Source organism: Luteolibacter sp. Populi (assembly GCF_040801775.1).
Lineage (GTDB): Bacteria > Verrucomicrobiota > Verrucomicrobiia > Verrucomicrobiales > Akkermansiaceae > Haloferula.
Map to the genome: position 1 here is coordinate 992,704 of NZ_CP161812.1, position 22,508 is coordinate 1,015,211.

A 22,508-nucleotide genomic window follows, 5' to 3' on the forward strand; every position below is an offset into this window, starting at 1 on the left:
ACGTTGCGGCCCCTCAGCGAGGCCGAGCTCTCCGAGTGGGAAGAAGCCTACGCCGCGGTGGAGGCTTACCTGCAGGCGCTGCGCCTGCGCAACCGCCTGCTGGTTGCCGAACTGGTGCGCGCGATCCTGTGGCGCGCCTCCGCCCGCGGCACGAAGGAGCCCGGCGTGCCGGCCCGCGTGCTCGCCATGGAAGAAACCCTCACCGAGATCGCCCGCTGGACCCAGGAGGTCCTGGACGAGCCGCTCGAACACAACCGCCTCGCCGCGCGCGGCCGTCTGGCGCTGCTGCTGGCGGACATGCCCGGCAAATGGCAGGGCGTCTTCCTCACCCCGCATCCTTGGCCACCGCCCTTCACGGACGCAATGCGGAAGTCCTACCTCGCCGCCGGCCCCCAGTTCGCAAATTTGACGATGGTGCCGAAACCGCTTGAGCTGAATATCATCGGCAGCGGTGCCGCGCAGTGGTGGGAGACCATGGACCGCCGCCCGATCGTCCGGAAGATGTTTGCGATCTTCTTGCTCGCGCTGATCGGCGCGATCCTCTGGTTCATTTTCTTCGAGTGATGGATTCCCCCCCCAGATAGCCCGAAGCAGGTCCGCTCCTTCTTCAGCCCCGTGCGCGCCTGGCTGCGGCGGCTGGTGTTCTTCGGCAGCGTGGTGCTCGTGAATATCGCGGCCAGCTACTGGCTCTACGATCTCTTCACGCGCATGGGCATGCACCGTGCCCACGTGCTGCTGCTGGCGGTCTTCTTCATCCTGAACGGGCTGCTGGTGCTCGGCTCATTTCACGCGCTCTTCGGGGCTTGGGACATCCTGTGGGGCAAGAAGCGCGCGGTGCGCATCACGAAGCTGGCGGAGGAAGCCGGCGATGGTCCCCTCACCCGCCGCTACGCGGTGGTGATGCCGGTCTACAACGAGGACTGCGTCCGCTTCTGCGCGCGGATCGAGGCGATCTACCGCTCGATCGAGGCCACCGGCCAACTCGACTCCTACGATTTCTTCATCCTCAGTGATACCCGCGACCTCGACCTGTGGGTGCTGGAGGAAACCGCGTGGACGAACCTCTGCCGTAAGCTCGGCGGGTTCGGGAAGATCTACTACCGGCGTCGTAAAAAGAACGCGAACCGCAAGGCCGGCAACATCGGCGACTTCGTCCGGACCTGGGGCGGCGGCTATGAGGCGATGGTGGTGCTGGACGCGGACAGCCTGATGGACGGCGGCGACATCCTGAAGATGACCCGCGTGATGGAGGCTTACCCGAACCTCGGGATCCTCCAGACGCCGCCAAAGCTGATCCGCGGCTCCTCCATTTTCACGCGCCTGCAGCAGTTCGCGATGCGGCTCTACGGACCGCTCTTCATCCGCGGGCTGAACTGGTGGCAGCTCGGCGGCGGCAGCTACTGGGGTCACAACGCGCTCATTCGAGTGAAGCCCTTCTCGGACTTCTGCGAGCTGCCCGACCTTCCCGGCCGCGAACCCTTCGGCGGGAAGATCCTGAGCCACGACTTCGTGGAGGCCGCGCTGATGGTCAGCGAGGGCTGGGAAGTCTGGCTGGCCTGGGACATCGAGGGCACCTACGAGGAAGCTCCGCCGACCCTGATCGACCACCTCAAGCGCGACCGCCGCTGGTGTCAGGGCAACCTGCAGCACATGTGGCTGGTCTTCGCCCGCAAGCTGCCGCTGACGGTGCGTGCGCACCTCTTCATGGGGATCATGGCCTACCTCGGCAGCCCGCTGTGGTTCCTGTTCCTGATTTTCGGGACCTGGGTCGCCTGGGACCGGGAAGCCAGCGGCCTGAGCAACCTGCCCTACGACGGGACGCCGGTGGACCGCTGGCTGCACATCGACGGGAATACCCAGAGCCTGATCCTGACGGGCGCGATTTTCCTGCTGCTCTTCTCGCCCAAGATCCTGGCACTAACCGGCGCGATCCTGGTGCCGCGGGTGCGGCGCTCCTTCGGCGGGTTCTTTCCTTTGGTCACGGGCGTGTTCCTCGAAACCGTACTCTCCATGCTGCTCGCGCCCTGCGTGATGGTGGCGCACACCCTGATGGTCTCCGGCATCGTGCTCGGCCATGCGGTCGGCTGGGGCAGCCAGAACCGCGAGGCGGACGGGACCGGCTGGGCCGAAGCTTTCACGGTCCACGCGCCGCCCACCTTCCTCGGCATCGCCTGGGGCGTGCTGGCCTGGCACATCAGCCCGACCTTCGCCGCGTGGATGGCCCCGATCACGCTCGGCCTGGTGCTTTGCATCCCGGTCTCCGTGCTGACCAGCCGCGCGCGTTACGGCAAGGCGCTGGCGCGGCACAAGATCCTCTCCACCCCGGAGGAGCTCAATCCACCGGCGGTGATGCTGCTCGCCGACGTGGCCCACGCCGCCGTGGACCCGGCGCTCGACGCCACCGCTCCCGGCCGTTACGGCGTGATTGCCGCAGTGGTCGACCCCTATGTGAACGGGGTGCACGTCTCACTGTTAGAGCCCGCCGACCTTTCCGGAAGCGAAGAGGCGATTGTCGAGCGCTGCCTGACCATGGGCCCAAGCGCGATGTCGAAGGACGAAATGGTCGACCTCATGTATCTCGCCCCCGCGATGCTGGCATTGCACCGCGCGGTCTGGCTCAGGCCTTCGGAAGGGATCCACGCGACTTGGACGCAGGCGGTGGAGAGTTACCGCAGGCGGTTGGATGCCGGGGCGGTGGAGGATTTGGTTTGAGTCAAGGAGCGGGTGCGTCCCGCGCCCGTACTGTCCTGTGCGCACGAAAAAGGGGGCGCGAGACGCACCCCCTCCTTGTTTGCAAAGACGCGCTCCTGACTCAGCGCAGGAAGGCCTCGTGGAGGCCGCCATCGACGGTGATCACCTGGCCGGTGGTCTTGCTGAGACGGCTGGTGACGAGCAGGAAGTAGGCTTCCGCTTGGTCCGCCGGGGTGATGGGTGCCTTGGTAAGCGTGCGGTCCGCGTAGAACTGCGCGAGCTTGCTCACCAGTGACTCCGTTGCTTCATCGTCGGTGTAGGCGATGTTGTACTTCGCCAGCGAGCCGATGACCCGGTCGCGCGGGAACATGGCGGAACCTTGAACGACGGTGGCCGGGGCGACCGCATTGACGCGGACCAACGGGGAAAGCTCGATGGCGAGTTCGCGGACCAGGTGGTTCGCGGCAGCCTTCGAGGTGTCGTAGGCAAGGCTGCCCTTCTTGGCGACGGCGGCGTTGGCGCTGGTGGTGAGGACCAGGTTGCCCTTCAGGCCCTGTTCCTTCCAGGTCTTCGCGGCCTCGTCGGCGACGAAGTAGGAGCCGGTGACGTTGATGTTGAAGGTGAGCGCCCACTTGTCGTCCGGGATGTGGCCGGAGGTGTCGCTGGGCACGAAGATCCCGGCGGTGACGCAGATGTGGTCGAAGCCGCCGAAAGCCAGCGCGACCTGGTCGAGCATCGCGCGGATGCTGGCGCGGTCGGTGATGTTCGCAGCAAGGCCGATGGCGGGACCGCAGCCGGAGATGCCGCTGCCGGCGACGCCGATGCCGGCACCGTATTTATCGGTGATCTCCTCCGCGGTCGCTTCGGCAGCTTCCTTGTTCAGGTCCACGCAGACGATGTGCGCGCCTTCCTTCACCAGTCGGTGGGCGGTCTCCTTGCCGATGCCGGAGCCGGCACCGATCACGATCACCACTTGCCGCGCAAGCTCCTTCTCGGCAGGCATGCGCTGGAGCTTCGCTTCCTCCAGCAGCCAGTATTCGATGTCGAAGGCTTCCTGCTGCGGCAGGGAGATGTATTTGTCGATCGCCTCGGCACCGCGCATCACTTCGACGGCGCAGTTGTAGAACTCGGCGGTGACGCGGGACTCGGACTTGTCCTTGCCCCAGGCGATCATGCCGAGCCCGGGGATCAGCACCACGGTCGGGTTCGGGTCGCGCATCGCCGGGCTGTTGGCGTGCTTGCAGGCGGCGTAGTAGGAGGCGTAGTCCTTGCGATACTGCTCGAGGCCGGCAGTCAGCTTGGCCTTGAGCGCGGCGGCGTCTTCCGTCTGCGGATTCCAATCGACGTAGAGCGGCTTGATCTTGGTGCGCAGGAAGTGGTCCGGGCAGGAGGTGCCGAGTTCGGCGAGCCGCGCTGCGTCCGCGGAATTCACGAAGCGCAGGATCTTCTCGTCATCCTGGACGGTGCCGATGAAGCGCTTCTGCTGCGAGACCTGGCCGCGCAGCCAGGGCAGGATCGCGGCCAGTGTGGCGTGGCGCTGCTCCTCCGGGAGAGTCTGGTATTTCGCACCGCCGAAGACCTTCGCGTCGCCGCCCTTGGCCTGATACTTCCCGTCGATGTAGGCGGCGGCCTTCTCGATGAATTCGAGCGTCCGCGTGTAGCAGACCTTCTCGTCGTCATCCCAGGAGATGAAGCCGTGCTGGCCCATCATGATCGCCTTCACCTTTGGATTCTTCTGCGCGATCTCCTGCATCGCCAGGCCGAGCTCGAAGCCCGGGCGCATCCACGGCACATAGTCCATCTCGCCGCCGAAGATCTCCTGCGTGAGCTTCTCGCAATTCGCGGAAGCCGCGATCGCGATGATCGCATTCGGGTGCATGTGATCGACATGCGCGCCCGGCAGGAAGCTGTGCAGCGGCGTATCGATCGAGGACGCGCGCGGATTGAGATTGAAGGTCGTGTGGAAATACATCGCCACCATCTCGTCTTCCGCCTGCGACTTTAGACCCTTGTCCGGACGCCCGGCGTAGAGGCCCTGCATCGCGACCAGCTTGTCCTGGTAGAGCGAGGAGAAATTGTCGCGCTTCGAAGTGCGCAGGTCGCCGCCGGAACCCTTCACCCACAGCACGGTGGTGTCCGCGCCGGACAGCGGATCCTTCTCGGTGATCTTCGAGGAAGTGTTGCCACCACCGGTATTGGTGATCCGCTGGTCACCGCCCAGAATGTTGGAGCGGTAAACGAGCCGGGCGACGGGATCGAGTGCGGCTGCCTCGGAATCATTCCAGGCAAAATTGACGTGCTTGAAATCGGCGGACATGGATGCTGTTGAGTTTGGGATTGACTGGAGCCGGGGATGCGGGACAAAACCCACGAAAGCAAGCAATTTCCCACAAAATCCCACATGCTAGCGGCAGAAAGACAACGCCAGATTCTGGAGAAGGTGCGCCGACATGGAACGGTTCGTACCACCGACTTGGCAAAAGGTTTCTCCGTCACCGAGGAAACGATCCGGCGCGACCTTGATCTTTTAGGTCGCCGCGGCCATCTGCGCCGGACCCATGGCGGCGCGATGAATGCCACCGCCCCGCTGGGCGAGCTGTCCCAGAAGGAACGCGAATCCCGGCAGCTCGACGAGAAACTGGCGATCGCCCGGGAGGCGGTACGGCTGATCCTGCCCGGCGAGACCATCCTTCTGGATGCCTCCACGACCTCGCTCGAATTCGCCGGCCAGCTCCCGGAAGGTCTGCCGCTGCGGGTGGTAACCTACTCGCTGGCCGTGGTCGAGCGCCTGGCATCGCGCGACGAGGACATCGAGCTGGTGCAACTCGGCGGCATTTACGAGCAGCGCGGGCGGCGCTTCTCCGGGATGATCACCGAGAACGCCCTGCGCTCGCTGCGGATCGACCGCTTCATCTTCTCCGGCGGCGGCCTGCACCCCACGCTGGGCGTGAGCGAGCCGAACCCGGAGCAGGCGCGCCTGAAGCGGATGATGCTGGAGCATAGCACTTGGCGCTGCGCCCTGCTGGACCACACGAAATTCGGCTTGAAGACCGACTACTTCTTCGCCGCTCCGAACGAGGTGGAAGCCATCGTGACCGATCGCGAATCCCGCGCCTACGCCAAGTCCCACTTGAGAGACCAGCCCTACGACCTGCGCTTCGCCCGGTAGAAGTGCCAAGTAAGAAGGTCCAAGTTCCAAAGGAAGGCGGCTTGACGACAGCAGGGCGCAGCCACCGGGGACTCTCAAATTTCGTCGATCATCTATCAAATTTCGAATTCCATCCCTCCTCTTATGTCTGTGTTTCTTGCGATCGATTTGGGTGCCGGCAGCGGCCGGGTGATTGCCGGTATTGCCCGCGAGGGAAAGCTGGAGCTGGAGGAGATGCATCGCTTCGACAACCCGGGCACGGATCTGCCCGGCGGCTCGCATTGGAACATCGTGGGGCTTTTCCGCGACATTCTGGAAGGCCTGCGCCGTGGCGTGAAGAAATACGGGAGTGAGATCGTTTCGATCGGGATCGACACTTGGGCAGTGGACTTCGGCCTGCTGGACCGGCACGGCAGGCTGTTAGGCATGCCCCACCAGTATCGCGATCCGCGCCATGAGGGGATGCCGGCGGTGATGCACGCGCTGATGCCGGAAGCGGAGATCTACTCGCACACCGGCATCACCACGAATTTCTACAACACCTCCCTGCACCTGATGGCCGAGAAGGAGCTGGGCTCCCCTGCCCTGGCGGCGGCGGATAGCTTGCTCTTCATCCCGGATCTGCTGGCCTACTGGCTGAGCGGGGTGAAAGCGGTGGAGCGGACGAACGCATCCACCTCGCAGTTGTTAGACGCGGCGACGGGCGAATGGTCGGACGAAGTGATCGCTGCCCTGGGGCTGCCGCGGCAGATCTTCGGGAAGATCGTGGCCCCGGGAACCGTGCTGGGACCGATCCGCAAGGAGGTGGCGCGGGAGATCGGGATGGAGAACATCCCGGTGGTCGCGGGAGCCACGCAGGATACCGCCGCTGCGGTGGCAGGCATCCCGATGGAGGGCGATGACGCGCTGTGGCTGTCCTCCGGCACTTGGTCGATCATGGGCATGGAGACGCGCGAGCCGATCCGCACACCGGCCGCTTTCGAAGCGCGGTTCTGCAACGAACTGGGCGTGGAGGGCACGGTCCGCTTCTTGAAAAACATCGCCGGCCTGTGGCTGATCCAAGAGTGCAAGCGGCAGTGGAACCTCGACGGCGAGACCCTGTCCTACGGGGAGATGGCGAAGCTGGCGGCTGCGGCCCCGGCGTTCTCGGCATTCATCGATCCGGACGATCCGGTCTTTGCCTCGCCCGGAGACATGCCGGAGAAAATCCGGGCGTGGTGCGGGCGGACCGGCCAGCCCGTCCCGGCGGACAAGGGCACGATCCTGCGGATCGCCTCCGAATCGCTGGCATTGAAATATCGCGTCGTCTTCGAGAACTTCTGCGCGCTGTCCGGCAGGCGCTTCGAGCGCCTCCACGCGGGCGGCGGCGGCATTCAGAATGCCTTCCTCGCCCAAGCAACCGCGGACGCGCTGGGGATCGAGGTGGTGGCGGGGCCCATCGAGGCGACGTCCTGCGGCAATATCCTGTTGCAAATGATCGCGACCGGTCAGCTCCCGGATCTGGCCGCGGGCCGCGCGCTGGTGCGGCGGTCCTTCGACTTCCAAGTTTATGAACCGCACGGCCACGACGATTGGCAGGCGGCATACCAGCGATTCAAAACCGTCATCGCCCGCTGAGGTGATTTGCCGCCTTCCAGCCAACGAATTGCTCAACCCTCCTATGACCGACCCCGAACGCATTTTTGAAATGGACTTCCTCCGCGCCACGGAGGGAGCCGCCATCGTCGCCCACCGCTGGATGGGCCGGGGCGACAAGGAAGCCGCCGATGCCGCCGCCTGCGACGCGATCCGCGGCATGTTCGACCTGATGGACATGCGTGGCGAGGTGGTGATCGGCGAGGGCATCAAGGACGAGGCCCCCGGCATCTTCAAGGGCGAGAAGGTCGGCACCTGGGCCGATGGCGCGCCGCAATTCCACATCGCTTTGGATCCAGTCGACGGCACCACCAATGTCTCGAAGGGCATGGCGAATTCCGTCTCCTGCATCGCCGCGGCGATCCCGATGGATGGCGAGTCGAGCGCGCTGGAAGACATCCCGGCCTTCTACCTCGAAAAGCTCTCCTATCCCGAGAAGGTGCGGAGAGCCTTCATGGCCGACCCCAAGCTGCCGATCAGCGTGGAAGCACCGACCGAGGAAGTGATCAAGATCACCGCCAAGATCCTCGAGAAAGACATCCGCGATATCGTGGTGATGATCCTCGATCGCCCGCGCAACCAACCCTACATGGATGCCGTGCGGCGGACGGGCGCTAAGCTGCGGATGATCTCGGATGGCGATATCGCCGCCGCCATCGCCCCGGCCCTGCCGGAGAGCAATGTCGATCTCTACGTGGGAATCGGCGGCGCGCCGGAAGGCGTGCTCTCCGCGGCCGGCCTGCGCTGCCTGGGCGGCGGCCTGCAGGCGAAGATCTGGCCGAAGGACAGCCTCGAAAAGCGCGTGCTGATCGCCGAGGGCTACGAGAAGCTGTTAGACCGGGTCTATCTCTCGAAGGACCTCGCCAAGGGCGACCGAATCCTCTTCAGCGCCACCGGGATTTCCGACAGCACCCTGCTGCGCGGCGTGGAGGTGAATGGCAAGATCGCCCGCACCCACTCCGTGCTGATGCGCGTGAAGAGCCGGACGGTGCGCTCGATCAAGGCCGCCCACGATCTCTCCGCGAAGACCTTCCGCCTGCGTTCGGCGAATGCGGAGGTGCTGCTGGTGGATTGAGCGGTCCGTTCAAGGCGTCGCGTAAACTTCCTTGAGGAAGACATCCAGATCTTCGCCCAGCGAGTGGACCGCGGAGTCGAAATCGCGGCGCAGCAGGGCGGGGTTCGCGCCGTAGGTGGAGGCGCTTTTGCCTGTCTTGGGATGCAGGAACGGTACGCTCTTCCGCTTCGTGCCCTTGAGATACTGGCGGGCGTAGCTGACCCCCTTGTAGCCGGCGGTCTCACCCAAGCCAATGATGCGGTCTTGCACCACCGTGCGGCCTTCCGAATCCTCGAGGGTGACCTTCGCGATGATGAACGGGTTCATGACCATGCTGCCAATGGTGCCCACCGGATTTGGCGGGGAGAGCACGCCCACTTGCTCCACCTCCACCCGCAGGATGCCGCCGCCGCTCTGCACGACGCGACCGGTGGTCGCGAGCTTCGAGCGCAGCTTCCGGTCCACCTTCGGCACCACGTCCTGTGGCAGGTTCGCCGCAATCGACCTCAGCCCCTCGCCGTGGGTCTTCTCGAAATTCGCACGGTCAATCTCCAGCAGGAGTTGTGGCACCGCTCCCATCTCCCAATCGGGACCGCCCATGGTGGCCACGGAATAGGAAACATGGCTGCCGGAAGTCGGGGGCACCCGGAACTTGGCAATCCCCGCCTTGTTTGCCACCGAGATCCCTGGTGCGCAGGAGGCCAAGATGGAAACCAGAGCCGCGAATGCCAATCGCGGGAGCAGCGTGTGAATGGTCATGAGGCGAAAACACTCGCCGGAGATGCCGCTGTCAACACGCCGCAATGATTCCTTCCGTGAAGAATTGCTGACGCAAGGGGTCAGCGGACCACGCCGGGGCTCCACTCGCTGGTGGTGAGCACGCCGTCGCGGTTATCGTCCAGCTTGACGAAGCGCTCCAGGATGAGGGCGTCCGATGTGGATTGAGCGTAGGCATGGCCGAATTCGGGGACGGTGAGCAGGCCATCGCCGTCGAAGTCGGCCAAGTCGAAAACGGCGAGGCGGCTGGGGGGAGTAAGCCCGCGGCGGAAGTTGGAATATTCCAGCAGCGTGACGGTCCCGCTTTCGTTCCGGTCGGCCCGCAGGAAGTCCCGGCGGATGCTTACCAGCGCTACCTTCGCCTTGAAGCTGGCGGCGAACTCGTCGAAGCTCACGGCTCCGTCGATCGAAGTATCGGCACGGTGGAACCAGCGCTCCAAGGGATTCTTCGGCAAGATGATGACGCGCCGGAAAATCAGGAACTCGTTTACCTGGATTGAACCGTTGCGGTTGAGATCGGCCCGCCGGAAGCTCTTCGCCAGCGCCTTGCGGGAGAGGCCGGGCTCGAGCGTCGTATTGAACTCCGCGTTGCTCAGGCTGCCCGAGACATCGAGGTCGGCGCTGGTGAAGGCGCTGATGTCATAGCCATCGACGGCGAGGACGGGGCCGCTGGGAATCGCAGCAAGGATGGCGATCGCAAACGCCGGGCGGATCATGGCTCGGAATTTCATGACGCGATACCCGTAACAGTCGAAACGCGCCCATACGAGAAATTCCTAGCGCCGCGGGCTCCCCTGCTACTTCACCACCGCCTGCAAATCCGACCTCGCGATCTTGATGAAAACATCCTCCAGATCGTCCTCCTGGAAGTGCTTGGTGATCTCATCCGGGGTCCCTTGGGCCAGGATCTTGCCGGCATGGAGGAAGAGCACCCGGTCGCAGACTTCCTCGATATCGCGCATGTTGTGCGAAGTGTAGAGGATTGCCGGGTGCCGCTCGCGTTGGACATGGCGGACGAGCTTGCGGACCTTGTCGGCGATGTCCGGGTCGAGCGAGGCGGTGGGCTCGTCCAGCAGGAGCAGGTCCGGATCGTTGAGGAGGGCCTTCGCAAGATTCACGCGGGTGGACTCCCCGGCGCTGAGCTGGCCGGTGACCTTCTCGGCGAGTTTCGAGATTTCGAGGAGTTCGAGCAACTCGGCGACTTTCTGCTTCGGCTTCGGCACCGAATAGAGACGGGCGAAAATTTCGAGGTTGTGGCGGACCTTGAGATTGCCGGGCAGGGTGGCGTAGGTGGTACAGAAATTCGCCCGCTGGAGGATCTCCAGGCGGTGCTTCTGCAGGTCCATGCCGAAGGCGTGGATCGACCCGCTGCTGGGCGTGGTGAGGCCCAGGATCATGTTCATCAGCGTGGTCTTGCCCGCGCCGTTCACCCCGAGCAGGCCGACGGTCTCGCCCGCGTGGACCTTCAGGGAGACACCGTCCACGGCGGTGAAGTCGTCGAATTTCTTCGCGACATTGTCGACTTCGAGGATGAGCTCGGGCACGCGCCGAGCATCGGGGAGATTTGCGCGGAGTCCAGAGCAGATGGGCCACTGAATACTTGAGGAGGCATCCCCTCCCCCTGACCCAATCCTCCATCGACATGGCGCGGGAGAGGGTTAAACTCGGCGTTCTAAGGTTTGAACGAGCTCACCAGAATCTTGCAAACCGCAAGCGGGAGCGGGCGCCCCGTATCGGCGGAGCTATTGCCGCTTGTTTATGACGAGTTGCGCAATCTCGCCAAGAAACGGCTATCCAGGGAAGCCCCCGGGCAGACCTTGCAGGCCACCGCTCTGGTCCACGAGGCATGGATTTCGCTGGCGGGCGATGAGGAACGCTCCTGGAGCGACCGCAGCCACTTCTTCAGGGCGGCGGCCCAGGCAATGCGCCATATCATGGTGGATCGGGCGCGTGCCAAAGCCAGCCTGAAGCGCGGGGCCAATCCGGAGATCATCGATATCGAAGGCCTCGACATCATCGACACCACCCTCAACGAGCGGGTCTTGCTGGTCGATGAGATGATGACACGCCTGGAACAAGTGGACCCGGAAAGCGTGCGCGTGATCACCCTCAAGTTTTTCGGAGGACTCACCAACAAGGAGATCGCGGCGATGGATGGGGTGGCAGAGCGCACCGTGGAGCGCTACTGGGCCTTCGCCAGGGCGAAACTGCTCCACATGATCCGTGAGGAAGCGAGGGAGGGGAACAGCGATGGAGCCGTCGGTTGACAAGCTGCTATTCATCGCGGCGTCGGCTTTTGTAAGCCCAGCCGACCGCCGGGCCTTCCTCGAATTTGCCTGCCACGGCGACAAGGGCTTATGCGATCTGATCGAGGAGTTGTTGGAAATCGACCGGGACGCGGAGGAGTTTTTCGAGTTTCCCCCTGCGGCTGCCAGCCCCGCGTTACCCGGCAGCGACGGTGGTGAGGAAGGCAGCGTCGGAGCCCGGATCGGGCCCTATCGCCTAATGGACCGCTTGGGCGCGGGAGGTTGCGGGGTGGTCTATCTGGCGGAGCAGCAGGAACCGGTGAAGCGGAAGGTGGCGCTCAAGATCATCCGCCTGGGGATGGATACGGAGAACGTGATCGCCCGTTTCAATATCGAGCGCGCGGCACTCGCGCTGATGGATCACCCGAATATCGCGCGGGTGCTGGATGCGGGTGCCACTGCGTCGGGCCGGCCGTATTTCGTGATGGAGCTGGTGGATGGCGAGAAGATCACCGAGTTCTGCGACCGCAAGCGCCTTGGCCTGCGCCAGCGTCTGGAGCTCTTCATCCTGGTGTGCGAGGCCATTCAGCACGCGCACCAGAAGGGCGTGATCCACCGCGACATCAAGCCGTCCAACGTCTTGGTCCGGGAACACGACGGCCGGACCGTGCCGAAGGTGATCGACTTCGGAATCGCCAAGGCAACTGCGGGCGACCTGGACGCAGAGGGGACGGTGACGAATCCGGGGCAGTTCATCGGGACTCCCGCCTACATGAGCCCGGAGCAGGCGGCGGGCGGTGTGGACATCGACACCCGCAGCGACATCTACAGCCTCGGAACCCTGCTCTGCGAGCTGTTGACGGGCAGGACTCCTTTGACGCCCGAGCATCTCAATGACCGGGGAGTGGAGGAAATCCGTACCCTCGTGCGGGACGGGGAGACCGGAGTGCCCTCGGTGCGGCTGCGTGGAATCCCCGCGGATGAGATGACCGTGATCGCGAATCAACGCGGCGTGGAACCTCAACGGCTCCCGGCTCTGCTCGCCGGGGATCTCGATTGGATCGTGATGAAGGCGATGGAGAAGGAGCGCCACCGCCGCTACGGAACGGCCAACGGACTCGCGATGGATGTGCAGCGTTTTCTTCGCGAGGAAGCGGTGCTGGCCCGTCCGCCGAGCCGCCGCTATCTGCTGACGAAGCTGGTCCGCCGCAACCGGATCACCTTCGCCGCGGGAAGCATCGCACTGTTCGGGCTGCTCGGCGGACTTGGGCTTTCGACATGGCTGTTCGTGCGGGAAAAGGCCGCGCGGGAGGAGCAGGCGAGATTACGGGTGGTGGCGGAGGAGGCCAGGGCCAGCGAAGTGAGCCTGCTCGAAGATGCCAAGGTGGTGGACCGGGTGGCGCAGGCCGCGGTCCTCTTGCGATACAGCAACATGGAAAGCGCGGCGGACGAATTGCTCGCCGGGGTATCCGCAGAGAAGGTGCCGCGTTCCCTCGAAGCTGCGAATACCTTCAGGACCATGGCCAATTGGAACCTCGGCAGGGAGCAATGGAGGGCCGCTGCGGAGCGCTTCAACTCGCTGGGCCACGTCCTCACCAGCGTGGACATCTCCGCCGACCGGGAGGGCATTTCCTTCGACATGCTGTCGGTGGCCACAGCCGTCAGCGAATGGGGCGAGCCGGAGGAATACGAGCGGCTCCGCACCCTGATGCTGGAGCGTTTCGGCAACTCCGCCAATCCGATCGTGGCCGAACACGTCATCAAGGCGACGCTGCTGAAACCTGCCACCCAGGAGATACTGGAGGGCTTGCGTCCTTTGGCCACGGTCATCCAGGGTTCGTTCTCGGAGCCGCGCACGGAAACGGAGCACTTGATCGCCTGGCGGCACTTCTCGCTCGCGCTGATGGCTTTCCGCGAGGGGCGTCTCAAGAACCGCGAGAGCCGTCTGGAGGACGCTGCCGCATGGGCGCGCAGCAGTTTGGCCATGGCTACCAACAGCGAACCTCGGACCGTTTCGAACCGGCTGATTCTCGCCATGATCGACCTGGAACAGGGGCGGACCGCGCATGCCCGTGCGACGCTTGAGGAACTGCGGGGTGAGGTGGATGATTGGTTCGAGCTTCCCTTTCAAGTCATCAACCGGGACGGCACCCTTTGGTACAATCAGCGGGCGGTGCTTATTCTCCTCAGGGAAGCGGAGAAGATGCTGGCCGAAAAAGGAAGTTGAGACGTTGCCTTGGAAAGACGGGGGACATTTTTCCCATCCCCTGTCGGCATCTGCGGCGAATTCCCGCTCTTGAGGGAGAGGGGGCTGGCTTAAAAAGCAGCCCCCGCCATTGCGACATTCTCCCTGCGGGAGCGGCTGCCATTCTTCCGATTTTGGGTTTTCGGAAGGATCGCATTCGCGAGCGGGGCTGCGGCTGGGGCGGGATGACCGTCCCAGCCGTTTTCCTGCCGGGGCCCGCAGCGAAGAAAAATCTGCATTTCGGAAAATGTCGTGTCGGGTTTGGCGGGAGGAACCCGCCTTTCCAATTGGAGGGGTAAATCCCAGCCCTCCGCGTTTGGCCGTCAACCCATATGCCGCCAAGCGAAACCCAATTCGCTCCCCATATCCGTGAAACAACAAATCCTCCTGATCGCCTCCGGCATCTGTGGCCTCGCCATGTCCAGCCAAGCCGCCTTGGTCGCCCACTATGCCTTCGACGAAGCCTCGGGTGCCACCACCGCTATCAACCAGTTGGCCGGTTCCTCGGGGGCGGTGGGGACCGCCGTCACCACCGGCGTTACCGGCATCTCGGGCAATGCCTATAGCTTCCCGGACATCGCCACCGGCCAAACCGGGATCGTGGACATGGGCAACGCTTCGTTTTTCGGGGGCGCGGGGGGCCTCAATTCCAGCACCCAATTGAGCTACTCCGTGTGGATGAACTCCACCGATTCCGACGGCAATCGCAATACTATCCTCTACGCCGGGAGCGACACGGTGGCGAACAGCTACACGGACTTGGGTCTCTCCGGAGAAACCAACGCCGGCACCGGAACCATCGATGGCGCGGCGAGCGCCCGCAATCGTCCGGTGGGTGCCACCGCAGGTGCACAGCAAACGGGTATCTTCAGCTCGCCGACGACGATCCACGACGGCAACTGGCACCATCTGGTCATGACGATCGATCTATCGTCCACTACCCTCAAACTGTACGTGGACGGGGCTTTGGCCAATACGCAGAACTTCAGCAGCGGCGCCGTCCTTTTCCCGGTTTTCAACAACTTCGAGATCGGACGCCTCGGACGTCAAGGGACGCCTGTCGATTCATACGGTGGCCTCGTCGATGACGTGCAGGTTTATAACCACGCCCTTACCCAGGACGAGGTGAGCTCCCTCTTCGCCACCCCGGGGTCGACCGTTCCCGAGCCAAGCGTGTTGGCCTTGGCGGGCCTTGGACTGCTGTCGCTCGGCTACCGCAGGCGCGCATGAACCCGGGAGCCTGACCCGGGCCTGGAACTGAAACCGAAGCATCCGCGGCCTCTCGATGCCGGCGGTGACGGTGGCGTGACGCCGCGGAACAAGCCTTTCAAATAACCCACCACCCCCAAAACCCAAGAATATGAAACAACCCCGACATTTGCTCCTGCCGCTGGGCATTCTTTTGGCGACGGATGACTGCCGCGCAGAGCTGCTCGCCCACTACAAGTTCGACGAAGCCGCGGCAGCGACCCTCGCCGTGGACGACTTGGCCGGAACCAGCGGGGCGATCGGCACTTCCGTCATCACCGGTGTCGCCGGGAAAGCGGGCAGTGCTTACCAGTTCCCCGATCTTGCCACCCAAGCCGGCATCGTGGACATGGGCAACGCTTCGTTTTTCCCGGCAATCGTTACCAGCCAGAAATTGTCTTTCTCCGCTTGGGTCAAGACCGCGGACACCACAGGCAACCGTAACACGGTGGTCTTCGCGGGAGACAACACCGCTGCCACGGTCTACGCCGATCTCGGGGTGGCTGCGGGACAAACGGGCTTCCTCGGCGCTGCCAGCGCCCGCAGCCGTCCTACCGGTGCAGCCGGTGTCCAATCCACGGGCATCTTCAGCACCCCGACCGTGGCCCCCGTGAACGACGACGCCTGGCACCACCTGGTGATGACGGTCGATCTGTCCGCCGCCAGGCTCGAACTCTGGGTGGACGGGGTCTTGGCAAACAGCCAAACCTTGGCAACGGCAAGCTTCCCGGTCTTCAACAACTTCGAGATCGGCCGCCTCGGGCGTTCGGCACCCGTCGATCCATACAGCGGCCTCGTCGATGACGTGCAGGTATACAACCACGTCCTCACTTCGGCCCAGATCATCTATCTCAGGGATAACCCCGGCCAGGCATACACCTCGGCGGACTCGGAACCGGACGGCTTGGCCGATGATTGGGAAATCCAGTATTTCGGGGACACCACCTCTCAAAGCGGCAGTGACATCGGCCCCGATGCAGACGGGGCCACCAACTTGCAGGAACAGGCGGCCGGAACCAATCCCACCATCGCCGATACCGACGGGGATGGTCGCAACGATGGTCCGGAACTCAATACCCCGCCCCTCACCGATCCGCTGGACCCCGATTCCGACAACGACGGACTCAGCGACGGTGCCGAGGTGAATACTCATCTCACCGACCCGAACAACCCGGATAGCGATTCAGACACTCTGCCGGATGCATGGGAAGTCGCCAATCTGCTCAATCCCAACAGCGTGACTGGAGACGATGGCGAAACCGGCGATCCCGACGGGGATGACCTGGACAACACCGGAGAATACAACGCTGGAGTCAGCAGCTCCAATCCAAGGAATCCGGATACCGATGGCGATGGCTACAACGACCTCCAGGAAGACCGGTTCGGCTCATGGGGCGGCATCGGCGAGACGGGCACGAACCCCGTCAATCCGGACACCGATGGCGATGGAATCCCGGATGGCCAGGAAAACCCCGATGTGGACTACGCCGCGGGCGTGACGTCCGGAACCGATCCGAACATGGCGGACACGGATGGCGATGGCTTCAGCGACAAGGCCGAGTTCATCCGTGGCACGGATCCCACCGATAACCTCGTGTTCCCTACCATAGCGAAGGGTCTCGTCGCCCACTACAAGTTCGATGAAGCGGCGGCGGCCACCGTTGCGGCGAATGCGCTGGGCAACAGCCCCGGGGCGGTGGGCTCCGCGGTCATCACGGGCGCGACCGGGATCGCTGGAAATGCCTATCAGTTCGGCAACCTGTTCGGGCAGGCCGACATCGTGGACATGGGCAATGCCGATTTCCTAACAGACATTTCCACCAGCAAGGCCCTGACTTTCACCGCGTGGATCAAATCCACCGACGTTTCGAGCGGCCGCAACGCGGTGATCTCCGCGACTAACAGCACCCTCGCCAATAGCTATGTCGATATGGGAATCGCCGGGACAGCTCCCCATGTCGGTGCCCTCAGCGGCCGTCTACGGCCGAATGGCGAGACCAACATCTCCGAAATCTTCAGCAACACGGCACCGGACACGGCACTGGTGAACAATGATGCCTGGCACCACGTCGCCATGACCATCGACCTCGCGACCACCAGCATCAGGCTCTACGTGGATGGTGTCCCGACCGGGGCGAACAACGCCATCGCCCTCGCGGTATTTCCCGCGTTCAACAACTTCGAGATCGGACGGCTCGGACGCCTGGTTCCCACCGATGGTTACCAAGGCCTCATTGACGATGTCCAAGTCTATAACGAGGCCCTGGCTCCCGCCCGGGTCGCCGCGCTCTTCGCCATCCCCGGCGTGTCTGCGGACGAGGACCACGACCGCCTGGACGACCAGTGGGAGATCGACAACTTCGGCAGCATCGCCGCTCAGAACGGGCTCGGCGACCCTGACGGGGATGGCATCAACAACGAGGCGGAAGAAACCGCGGGAACCGCTCCCGTCGTATTGGCTAAGATCACTTCGGTGAATTTCGTCGCTGGCGGCAACTACACCATCAACTTCACCGGCGTTCCGAACACGGCTTACCGGATTACAAGATCGACCACTCTCGCCGGTTTCACCGACATGGTCCCACCGCTTACCGCAACGACGGACGGCGGCGGCAGCGGCGTCGCCACGGTGCCAGCCGGCCAGGCAGCGGATACGCGAGGATTCTATCGCGTGGAGAACCCGTAGCTCTCCATATCCGGCGGGCCTTTCCTCGGAACGGCCCGCCAGCGATACCGGCCGTCGCGGGGGTTGATCCGCGACGCCGTTTCATGAGTATCCACGTCGCAATTACTTCCCCCTTGGCATAGTCCGACAGCGATTCTAAGGTAGAGGCATGAAGGCCAAGGTGACCTACTGGCTTGAGTCGGACGGCAGCTATCTGGGCTACCTGAACGATTTCCCCGACCACTGGACCCAAGGGGAGAACTTGGAGGATCTCAAGATCCACCTGCAGGACCTCTACGAACTTTTCAATCGGGAGGAGATCCCGGGAATCCGGCGGGAAGTGGAAATGGAGTTCGCGTGAAGCGGCGTGATTTGGTGGCGGAATTGGAGAAGGCGGGCTGCGTTTTGTTACGCCACGGCGCGAACCACGATATCTACCACAATCCGGAAACCGGACGTTCCCAGCCAGTTCCCCGACACCGGGAGATCAACGAAATCCTCGCGCGGAAAATCCTGAGGGACTTAGCCCGGAAACAGGACTAGCTCCGCCCGCTCGGGACCGCGCCGGGAACTCCCCGCTTTTTGGCGGAAAAACCCTGAGTCCGGGGTTGCCATTTGCCGCGGGCCGACTAAGGAAGTCGCCCCGGCGAGTCCCGCCGGTCCCCAACGCATTACACCTAAGAGCATGAAGGACCTCACCAAATACCGCAACATTGGCATTTTTGCTCACGTGGATGCGGGGAAGACGACCACCACGGAGCGTATTCTCAAGCTGACCGGCAAGATTCACAAGATCGGTGAGGTCCACGACGGAGCTTCCACCATGGACTTCATGGACCAGGAAGCCGAGCGCGGCATCACCATCCAGTCCGCCGCCACCACCTGCTTCTGGAAGGGCCATCAATTCAACGTTATCGACACCCCGGGTCACGTCGACTTCACCATCGAAGTCTATCGCTCCCTCAAGGTCCTCGACGGCGGCGTGGGCGTGTTCTGCGGCTCCGGCGGCGTCGAGCCCCAGTCCGAGACGAACTGGCGCTACGCCAACGATTCGAACGTTTCCCGCGTCATCTACGTCAACAAGCTCGACCGCATCGGCGCGGACTTCTACCGCGTCATCGCCCAGGTCAAGAAGGTGCTCGGTGCGCACCCGCTCGTCATGGTGCTGCCGATCGGCACCGAGAGCAGTTTCGTCGGCGTGGTCGACCTGCTCACCCGCAAGGCCCACATCTGGGACGAATCCGGACTGCCGGAGAACTTCAACATCACCGATGTCCCCGCCGACATGGTGGACAAGGTCGAGGAATACCGCGCCGCCCTCATCGAGACTGCTGTCGAGCAGGATGACGATGTCATGGAGAAGTATCTTGAAGGCGTGGAGCCGGATATCGATACGATCAAGAAGTGTATCCGCAAGGGCACCATCAACCTCTCCTTCTTCCCGACCTATTGCGGATCGAGCTTCAAGAACAAGGGCCTCCAGTTGATCCTCGACGCCGTCGTCGATTACTTGCCCAACCCGACCGACGTCCGCCCGCTCCCGGAAGTGGATGAAGAAGGCAAGGAGACCGGCAAGTTCGCCATCATCGATCCGTCCGCGCCGTTCCGCGGACTCGCGTTCAAGATCATGGACGACAAGTTCGGCGCGCTGACTTTCACCCGCATCTACTCGGGCACCATCAAGAAGGGCGATACCGTTCTGAACTCCTTCACCGGCAAGACCGAGCGCATCAGCCGCATGGTCGAAATGCACGCCGACGACCGCAACGAAGTCGACTCCGCCCAAGCCGGTGACATCATCGCCATCGTCGGTCTCAAGAACGTGCAGACCGGCCACACCCTCTGTGACGAGAAGAACCCGGCCACGCTCGAGCCGATGGTGTTCCCGGATCCCGTGATCTCCATCGCCGTCGCCCCGAAGGACAAGGCCAACGCTGAAAAGCTCGCCAATGCCATCGGCAAGATGATCCAGGAGGATCCGTCCTTCCGCGTCGAAACCGACGAGGAAACCAATGAGATGATTCTCAAGGGCATGGGCGAGCTTCACCTCGACATCAAAATCGACATCCTCAAGCGCACCCACAAGGTGGAGGTCACCGTCGGTGCCCCGCAGGTCGCCTACCGCGAAACCATCACCAAGGCGGTGACGGACAGCTACACCCACAAGAAGCAGTCCGGTGGTTCCGGCCAATACGCGAAGATCGATTACACCATCGAGCCGGGCGAAGTCGGCTCCGGCTTCATCTTTGAATCGAAGGTCGTCGGCGGCAGCATCCCGAAGGAATTCATCCCCGCCGTCGACAAGGGCTTCAAGACCTCCGTGCACAAGGGCCCGCTTGCCGGCTACCCCTGCTTGGACTTCAAGGTCACGCTCAACGAAGGTGGTTTCCACGCAGTGGACTCCAGCAACATCGCCTTCGAAATCGCCGCCAAGGCCGCCTATCGCCAGACCATGCCGAAGTGCGGTCCGCAGATCCTCGAGCCGATGATGAAGCTCGATGTCTTCGCTCCGGAAGAAAAGGTCGGCGACGTGATCGGCGACCTCAACCGCCGCCGCGGCATGATCCAAGGCCAGGAGCCGACTCCGGGCGGCGTCCGGGTCAAGGCCGAAGCCCCGCTTTCCGCGATGTTCGGTTACATCGGCGACCTGCGCACCATGACCTCCGGCCGCGGCCAGTTCTCGATGGAGTTCAGCCACTACGCCCCTTGCCCGAGGAACATCTCCGACGAGGTGATCAAGGCCTCCAAGGAGCGCGAGGAAGCCAAGCGGAAGTAAGCCTTCCGGCTGCGTTCCCGATCCGATTCACCAAGACCCCGTCGCCCGCAAGGGCGGCGGGGTCTTGCTTTTGAGTGCTGCGACATGTCGCAGCACTCAAAAGGGAAAGCCCTACCACGCCACCTCCGCCACCACTCCGCGGTGATCCGATCCCAGATCCGGCCCGACCCACCACTTCCGCAGATTCGCCGTATCCCCCTCCCCTCGCGACCCGCGGTAAAGCAAGTGATCGATCGGTACCGTCAGCAGTGGATTGCCACGCTGCCAGGTCGGAGAAGCATGCTGCCCCCGCAGGCCCGCCGCGAAGAGCGGCTTCATCGCATGACTCCACGGCGTCGCATTCAGATCCCCCGCCAACACCACCGGCCCCGGCTCCGCCGCCGCTTGTTCCGCAATCACCCTCAGGAAAGCATCGCGCTCGGCTGCCCAAAACTCCGTGGAGGGCGGTACCGGATGCGCACCGAAGAACGTGAACTCTCCTGCCGGCCCCTGTAGCCTGAGCTTCAAGAACGGCAGTTCCAGTTCGCCGCACGCAATGATCTCCTGCTTCAGGATCGGTAGCTTCGAGTAGCACGCGAAGCCGAAGTTTCCCTCCACGAGGTGCTCCACCGCATGCGGATGGCTTGCCAGTAGCGGCTTCAGCTTGGCGGACCAAACCTCGTCCACCTCGGGCAGGAAGATCACGTCCGGGTCGATGCTCCGGATCCATGCCACCGCATCATCGTAGCGGCTGTTAGAAGTCAACACGTTGAAGCTGGCGAAGCGCAGCGGCGTCCCCACCGGGGTTTCCTTGAGAGGCATCAGGCAAGTGCCGATCCGCACCACCGGGACGATCATGAACACGGCGGACAGCGCCGCCAGCCGCCAAGCCTTCAGGCATAGCAAGACGAGCACCGCAATCCCGAGGAAGACCGCGTACTGGATCTGGAAGTGATTGAAGAGATCCAGCAGCCAGTAGCTCCCGCCCAGCCAACCGGCGATCGGCAGGAGCCCCGCCAAGACGGCGAGCCTCGCGAGGAAAGGCTTCGGCTTGGGCAAGATGAAGGCACGCCAGTTCATGGAACAAAGACTCACCTCACCAGGTCAACTCCGCCACCACCGGCCGGTGATCCGAATGGATGTCCGGGCCGATCTTGAAGCTCTTGCAACCCATCCCCTCGCCCCGGAAAAGAATCCGATCGATCGGAATCCCGAACACGGGATTACCCCGCTTCCAGGTCGCACCGGGAGCTTGACCCTTCGACGCCTCCAGCAATCCCAGATCCGCTAGCGCCACGGTTTTGTGGCTCCAGCGCGTGGCATTGAAATCCCCCACGACCACCACCCGTCCCTTCTCCTGCGCGACCTCGCTCGCCAAAGCGGCCACGAAGTCGTCCAGGGCTCCCGCCCAGCGCGGCGCGAGCGGCGGCAGCGGGTGTCCGGCGAAGAGGGTCAGCGGCCCGCCCGGGGTCGTCAGATGCGCTTCCAGAAGCCGGAACTCGATCTGGCTGACACGGTGGACTTCCTGGCTGGCGATGGGGAACTTCGAGAAGAAGGCCATGTCCGGCCCCTCATTGATGAAGTAAGGATACACGCCCTCCAGCTCCTTCAGGGCCTCCGTCCACTCCTCGCTGACCTCGGTGAAGAAGATCGCATCCGGCATCGTGTCCTTCACCCACTGGATCGTCGCCGCATGCTTGCGATTCGACGCCAGCACATTGAAAGATGCGATCGTCACCACGGTGTTTCCGGCAGGAGCCGCGGGCGGTGCGAGGTAGCCCGGGAGGATCCGGACCAGTGGCACGATCAGAAGCAAGCCCGCCACCGCCGCGCCGCGGAAAGACTTCATCAGCGCCAGCACCAGCGCGCACAGGATCAGGAACCACACATACTGATACTGGAAATGGTTGAAGAGATCCAAGAACCAGAAGCCCCCTCCCAGCCAGCCGATGACGGGCAGCAGGCCCACGCCGATCGTCAGGATCAACAAGAGTAGCGGCAGCTTCTTGAACAGGGCGGAAAGGAAGTTGCTCATTCGGGGGCG

18 protein-coding genes are annotated in these 22,508 nt (G+C 63.4%); 12 read left to right on the top strand and 6 right to left on the bottom strand.

The genetic code is table 11. From position 1 onward, the window contains the following. The first annotated feature begins 3 nt into the window (after window positions 1–3). Both ABWK72_RS03830 and mdoH read left to right on the top strand, forming a co-directional pair. The gene (locus ABWK72_RS03830; RefSeq protein WP_367873465.1) at window positions 4–564 is read left to right on the top strand and encodes a hypothetical protein; all 561 of its coding nucleotides are present in this window, start codon (window positions 4–6) and stop codon (window positions 562–564) included. Between the two features lie 51 nt (window positions 565–615). Beyond that, window positions 616–2,712, top strand: coding sequence for a glucans biosynthesis glucosyltransferase MdoH (mdoH, locus tag ABWK72_RS03835; RefSeq protein WP_367873466.1), 2,097 nt, complete (start codon window positions 616–618; stop codon window positions 2,710–2,712). Between the two features lie 100 nt (window positions 2,713–2,812). Here mdoH and ABWK72_RS03840 read toward each other — a convergent pair whose 3' ends face one another. Next, window positions 2,813–5,008, bottom strand: coding sequence for a bifunctional rhamnulose-1-phosphate aldolase/short-chain dehydrogenase (locus tag ABWK72_RS03840; RefSeq protein ID WP_367873467.1), 2,196 nt, complete (start codon window positions 5,006–5,008; stop codon window positions 2,813–2,815). Between the two features lie 84 nt (window positions 5,009–5,092). On the opposite strand from ABWK72_RS03840, the gene ABWK72_RS03845 reads away from it, so the two are divergent. The 3 genes from ABWK72_RS03845 to glpX all read left to right on the top strand — a co-directional run bounded on the left by ABWK72_RS03845 (window position 5,093) and on the right by glpX (window position 8,549). After that, window positions 5,093–5,860, top strand: coding sequence for a DeoR/GlpR family DNA-binding transcription regulator (locus ABWK72_RS03845; protein WP_367873468.1), 768 nt, complete (start codon window positions 5,093–5,095; stop codon window positions 5,858–5,860). A 123-nt stretch (window positions 5,861–5,983) separates the two neighbouring features. Next, entirely contained in the window at window positions 5,984–7,456 is a 1,473-nt protein-coding gene (locus ABWK72_RS03850; protein ID WP_367873469.1) for a rhamnulokinase family protein, read from the top strand. 70 nt (window positions 7,457–7,526) lie between these two features. Next, the gene (gene glpX, locus ABWK72_RS03855) at window positions 7,527–8,549 is read left to right on the top strand and encodes a class II fructose-bisphosphatase (RefSeq protein WP_367873470.1); all 1,023 of its coding nucleotides are present in this window, start codon (window positions 7,527–7,529) and stop codon (window positions 8,547–8,549) included. A 9-nt stretch (window positions 8,550–8,558) separates the two neighbouring features. On the opposite strand, the gene ABWK72_RS03860 is transcribed toward glpX, so the two are convergent. The 3 genes from ABWK72_RS03860 to ABWK72_RS03870 all read right to left on the bottom strand — a co-directional run bounded on the left by ABWK72_RS03860 (window position 8,559) and on the right by ABWK72_RS03870 (window position 10,849). Next, window positions 8,559–9,287 carry a hypothetical protein gene (locus ABWK72_RS03860; RefSeq protein ID WP_367873471.1) on the bottom strand — a complete coding sequence of 243 codons (729 nt, stop codon included), beginning with the start codon at window positions 9,285–9,287 and terminating at the stop codon, window positions 8,559–8,561. 80 nt (window positions 9,288–9,367) lie between these two features. Further along, the gene (locus ABWK72_RS03865; RefSeq protein WP_367873472.1) at window positions 9,368–10,036 is read right to left on the bottom strand and encodes an EF-hand domain-containing protein; all 669 of its coding nucleotides are present in this window, start codon (window positions 10,034–10,036) and stop codon (window positions 9,368–9,370) included. A 66-nt stretch (window positions 10,037–10,102) separates the two neighbouring features. Beyond that, a complete protein-coding gene (locus tag ABWK72_RS03870) occupies window positions 10,103–10,849 on the bottom strand; it encodes an ABC transporter ATP-binding protein (protein ID WP_367873473.1) in 747 nt (248 codons plus the stop codon). A gap of 135 nt (window positions 10,850–10,984) precedes the next feature. Between ABWK72_RS03870 and ABWK72_RS03875 the strand changes: the two genes are divergently transcribed. The 7 genes from ABWK72_RS03875 to fusA all read left to right on the top strand — a co-directional run bounded on the left by ABWK72_RS03875 (window position 10,985) and on the right by fusA (window position 20,485). Further along, window positions 10,985–11,572: an ECF-type sigma factor gene (locus tag ABWK72_RS03875; RefSeq protein ID WP_367873474.1), complete on the top strand. Its 588-nt coding sequence runs from the start codon at window positions 10,985–10,987 to the stop codon at window positions 11,570–11,572. Then, window positions 11,556–13,778, top strand: coding sequence for a serine/threonine protein kinase (locus tag ABWK72_RS03880; RefSeq protein WP_367873475.1), 2,223 nt, complete (start codon window positions 11,556–11,558; stop codon window positions 13,776–13,778). The genes ABWK72_RS03875 and ABWK72_RS03880 overlap by 17 nt, the downstream gene beginning before the upstream one ends. A gap of 387 nt (window positions 13,779–14,165) precedes the next feature. Beyond that, window positions 14,166–15,026: a LamG domain-containing protein gene (locus ABWK72_RS03885; RefSeq protein ID WP_367873476.1), complete on the top strand. Its 861-nt coding sequence runs from the start codon at window positions 14,166–14,168 to the stop codon at window positions 15,024–15,026. A 130-nt stretch (window positions 15,027–15,156) separates the two neighbouring features. Continuing rightward, window positions 15,157–17,730 carry a LamG-like jellyroll fold domain-containing protein gene (locus ABWK72_RS03890; protein WP_367873477.1) on the top strand — a complete coding sequence of 858 codons (2,574 nt, stop codon included), beginning with the start codon at window positions 15,157–15,159 and terminating at the stop codon, window positions 17,728–17,730. A 148-nt stretch (window positions 17,731–17,878) separates the two neighbouring features. Then, window positions 17,879–18,070 (top strand): type II toxin-antitoxin system HicB family antitoxin, encoded by a 192-nt coding sequence (locus ABWK72_RS03895; RefSeq protein WP_367873478.1) that lies wholly within the window; start codon window positions 17,879–17,881, stop codon window positions 18,068–18,070. Then, the gene (locus tag ABWK72_RS03900; protein ID WP_367873480.1) at window positions 18,067–18,252 is read left to right on the top strand and encodes a type II toxin-antitoxin system HicA family toxin; all 186 of its coding nucleotides are present in this window, start codon (window positions 18,067–18,069) and stop codon (window positions 18,250–18,252) included. Before ABWK72_RS03895 ends, ABWK72_RS03900 begins: the two co-directional genes overlap by 4 nt. A 142-nt stretch (window positions 18,253–18,394) precedes the next feature. Next, on the top strand, window positions 18,395–20,485 hold the full coding sequence (gene fusA, locus ABWK72_RS03905; protein WP_367873482.1) for an elongation factor G: 2,091 nt from the start codon (window positions 18,395–18,397) through the stop codon (window positions 20,483–20,485). A gap of 111 nt (window positions 20,486–20,596) precedes the next feature. On the opposite strand, the gene ABWK72_RS03910 is transcribed toward fusA, so the two are convergent. Continuing rightward, window positions 20,597–21,544: an endonuclease/exonuclease/phosphatase family protein gene (locus ABWK72_RS03910; protein WP_367873483.1), complete on the bottom strand. Its 948-nt coding sequence runs from the start codon at window positions 21,542–21,544 to the stop codon at window positions 20,597–20,599. Between the two features lie 16 nt (window positions 21,545–21,560). Next, on the bottom strand, window positions 21,561–22,499 hold the full coding sequence (locus tag ABWK72_RS03915; protein WP_367873484.1) for an endonuclease/exonuclease/phosphatase family protein: 939 nt from the start codon (window positions 22,497–22,499) through the stop codon (window positions 21,561–21,563). Between the last annotated feature and the right edge of the window lie 9 nt (window positions 22,500–22,508).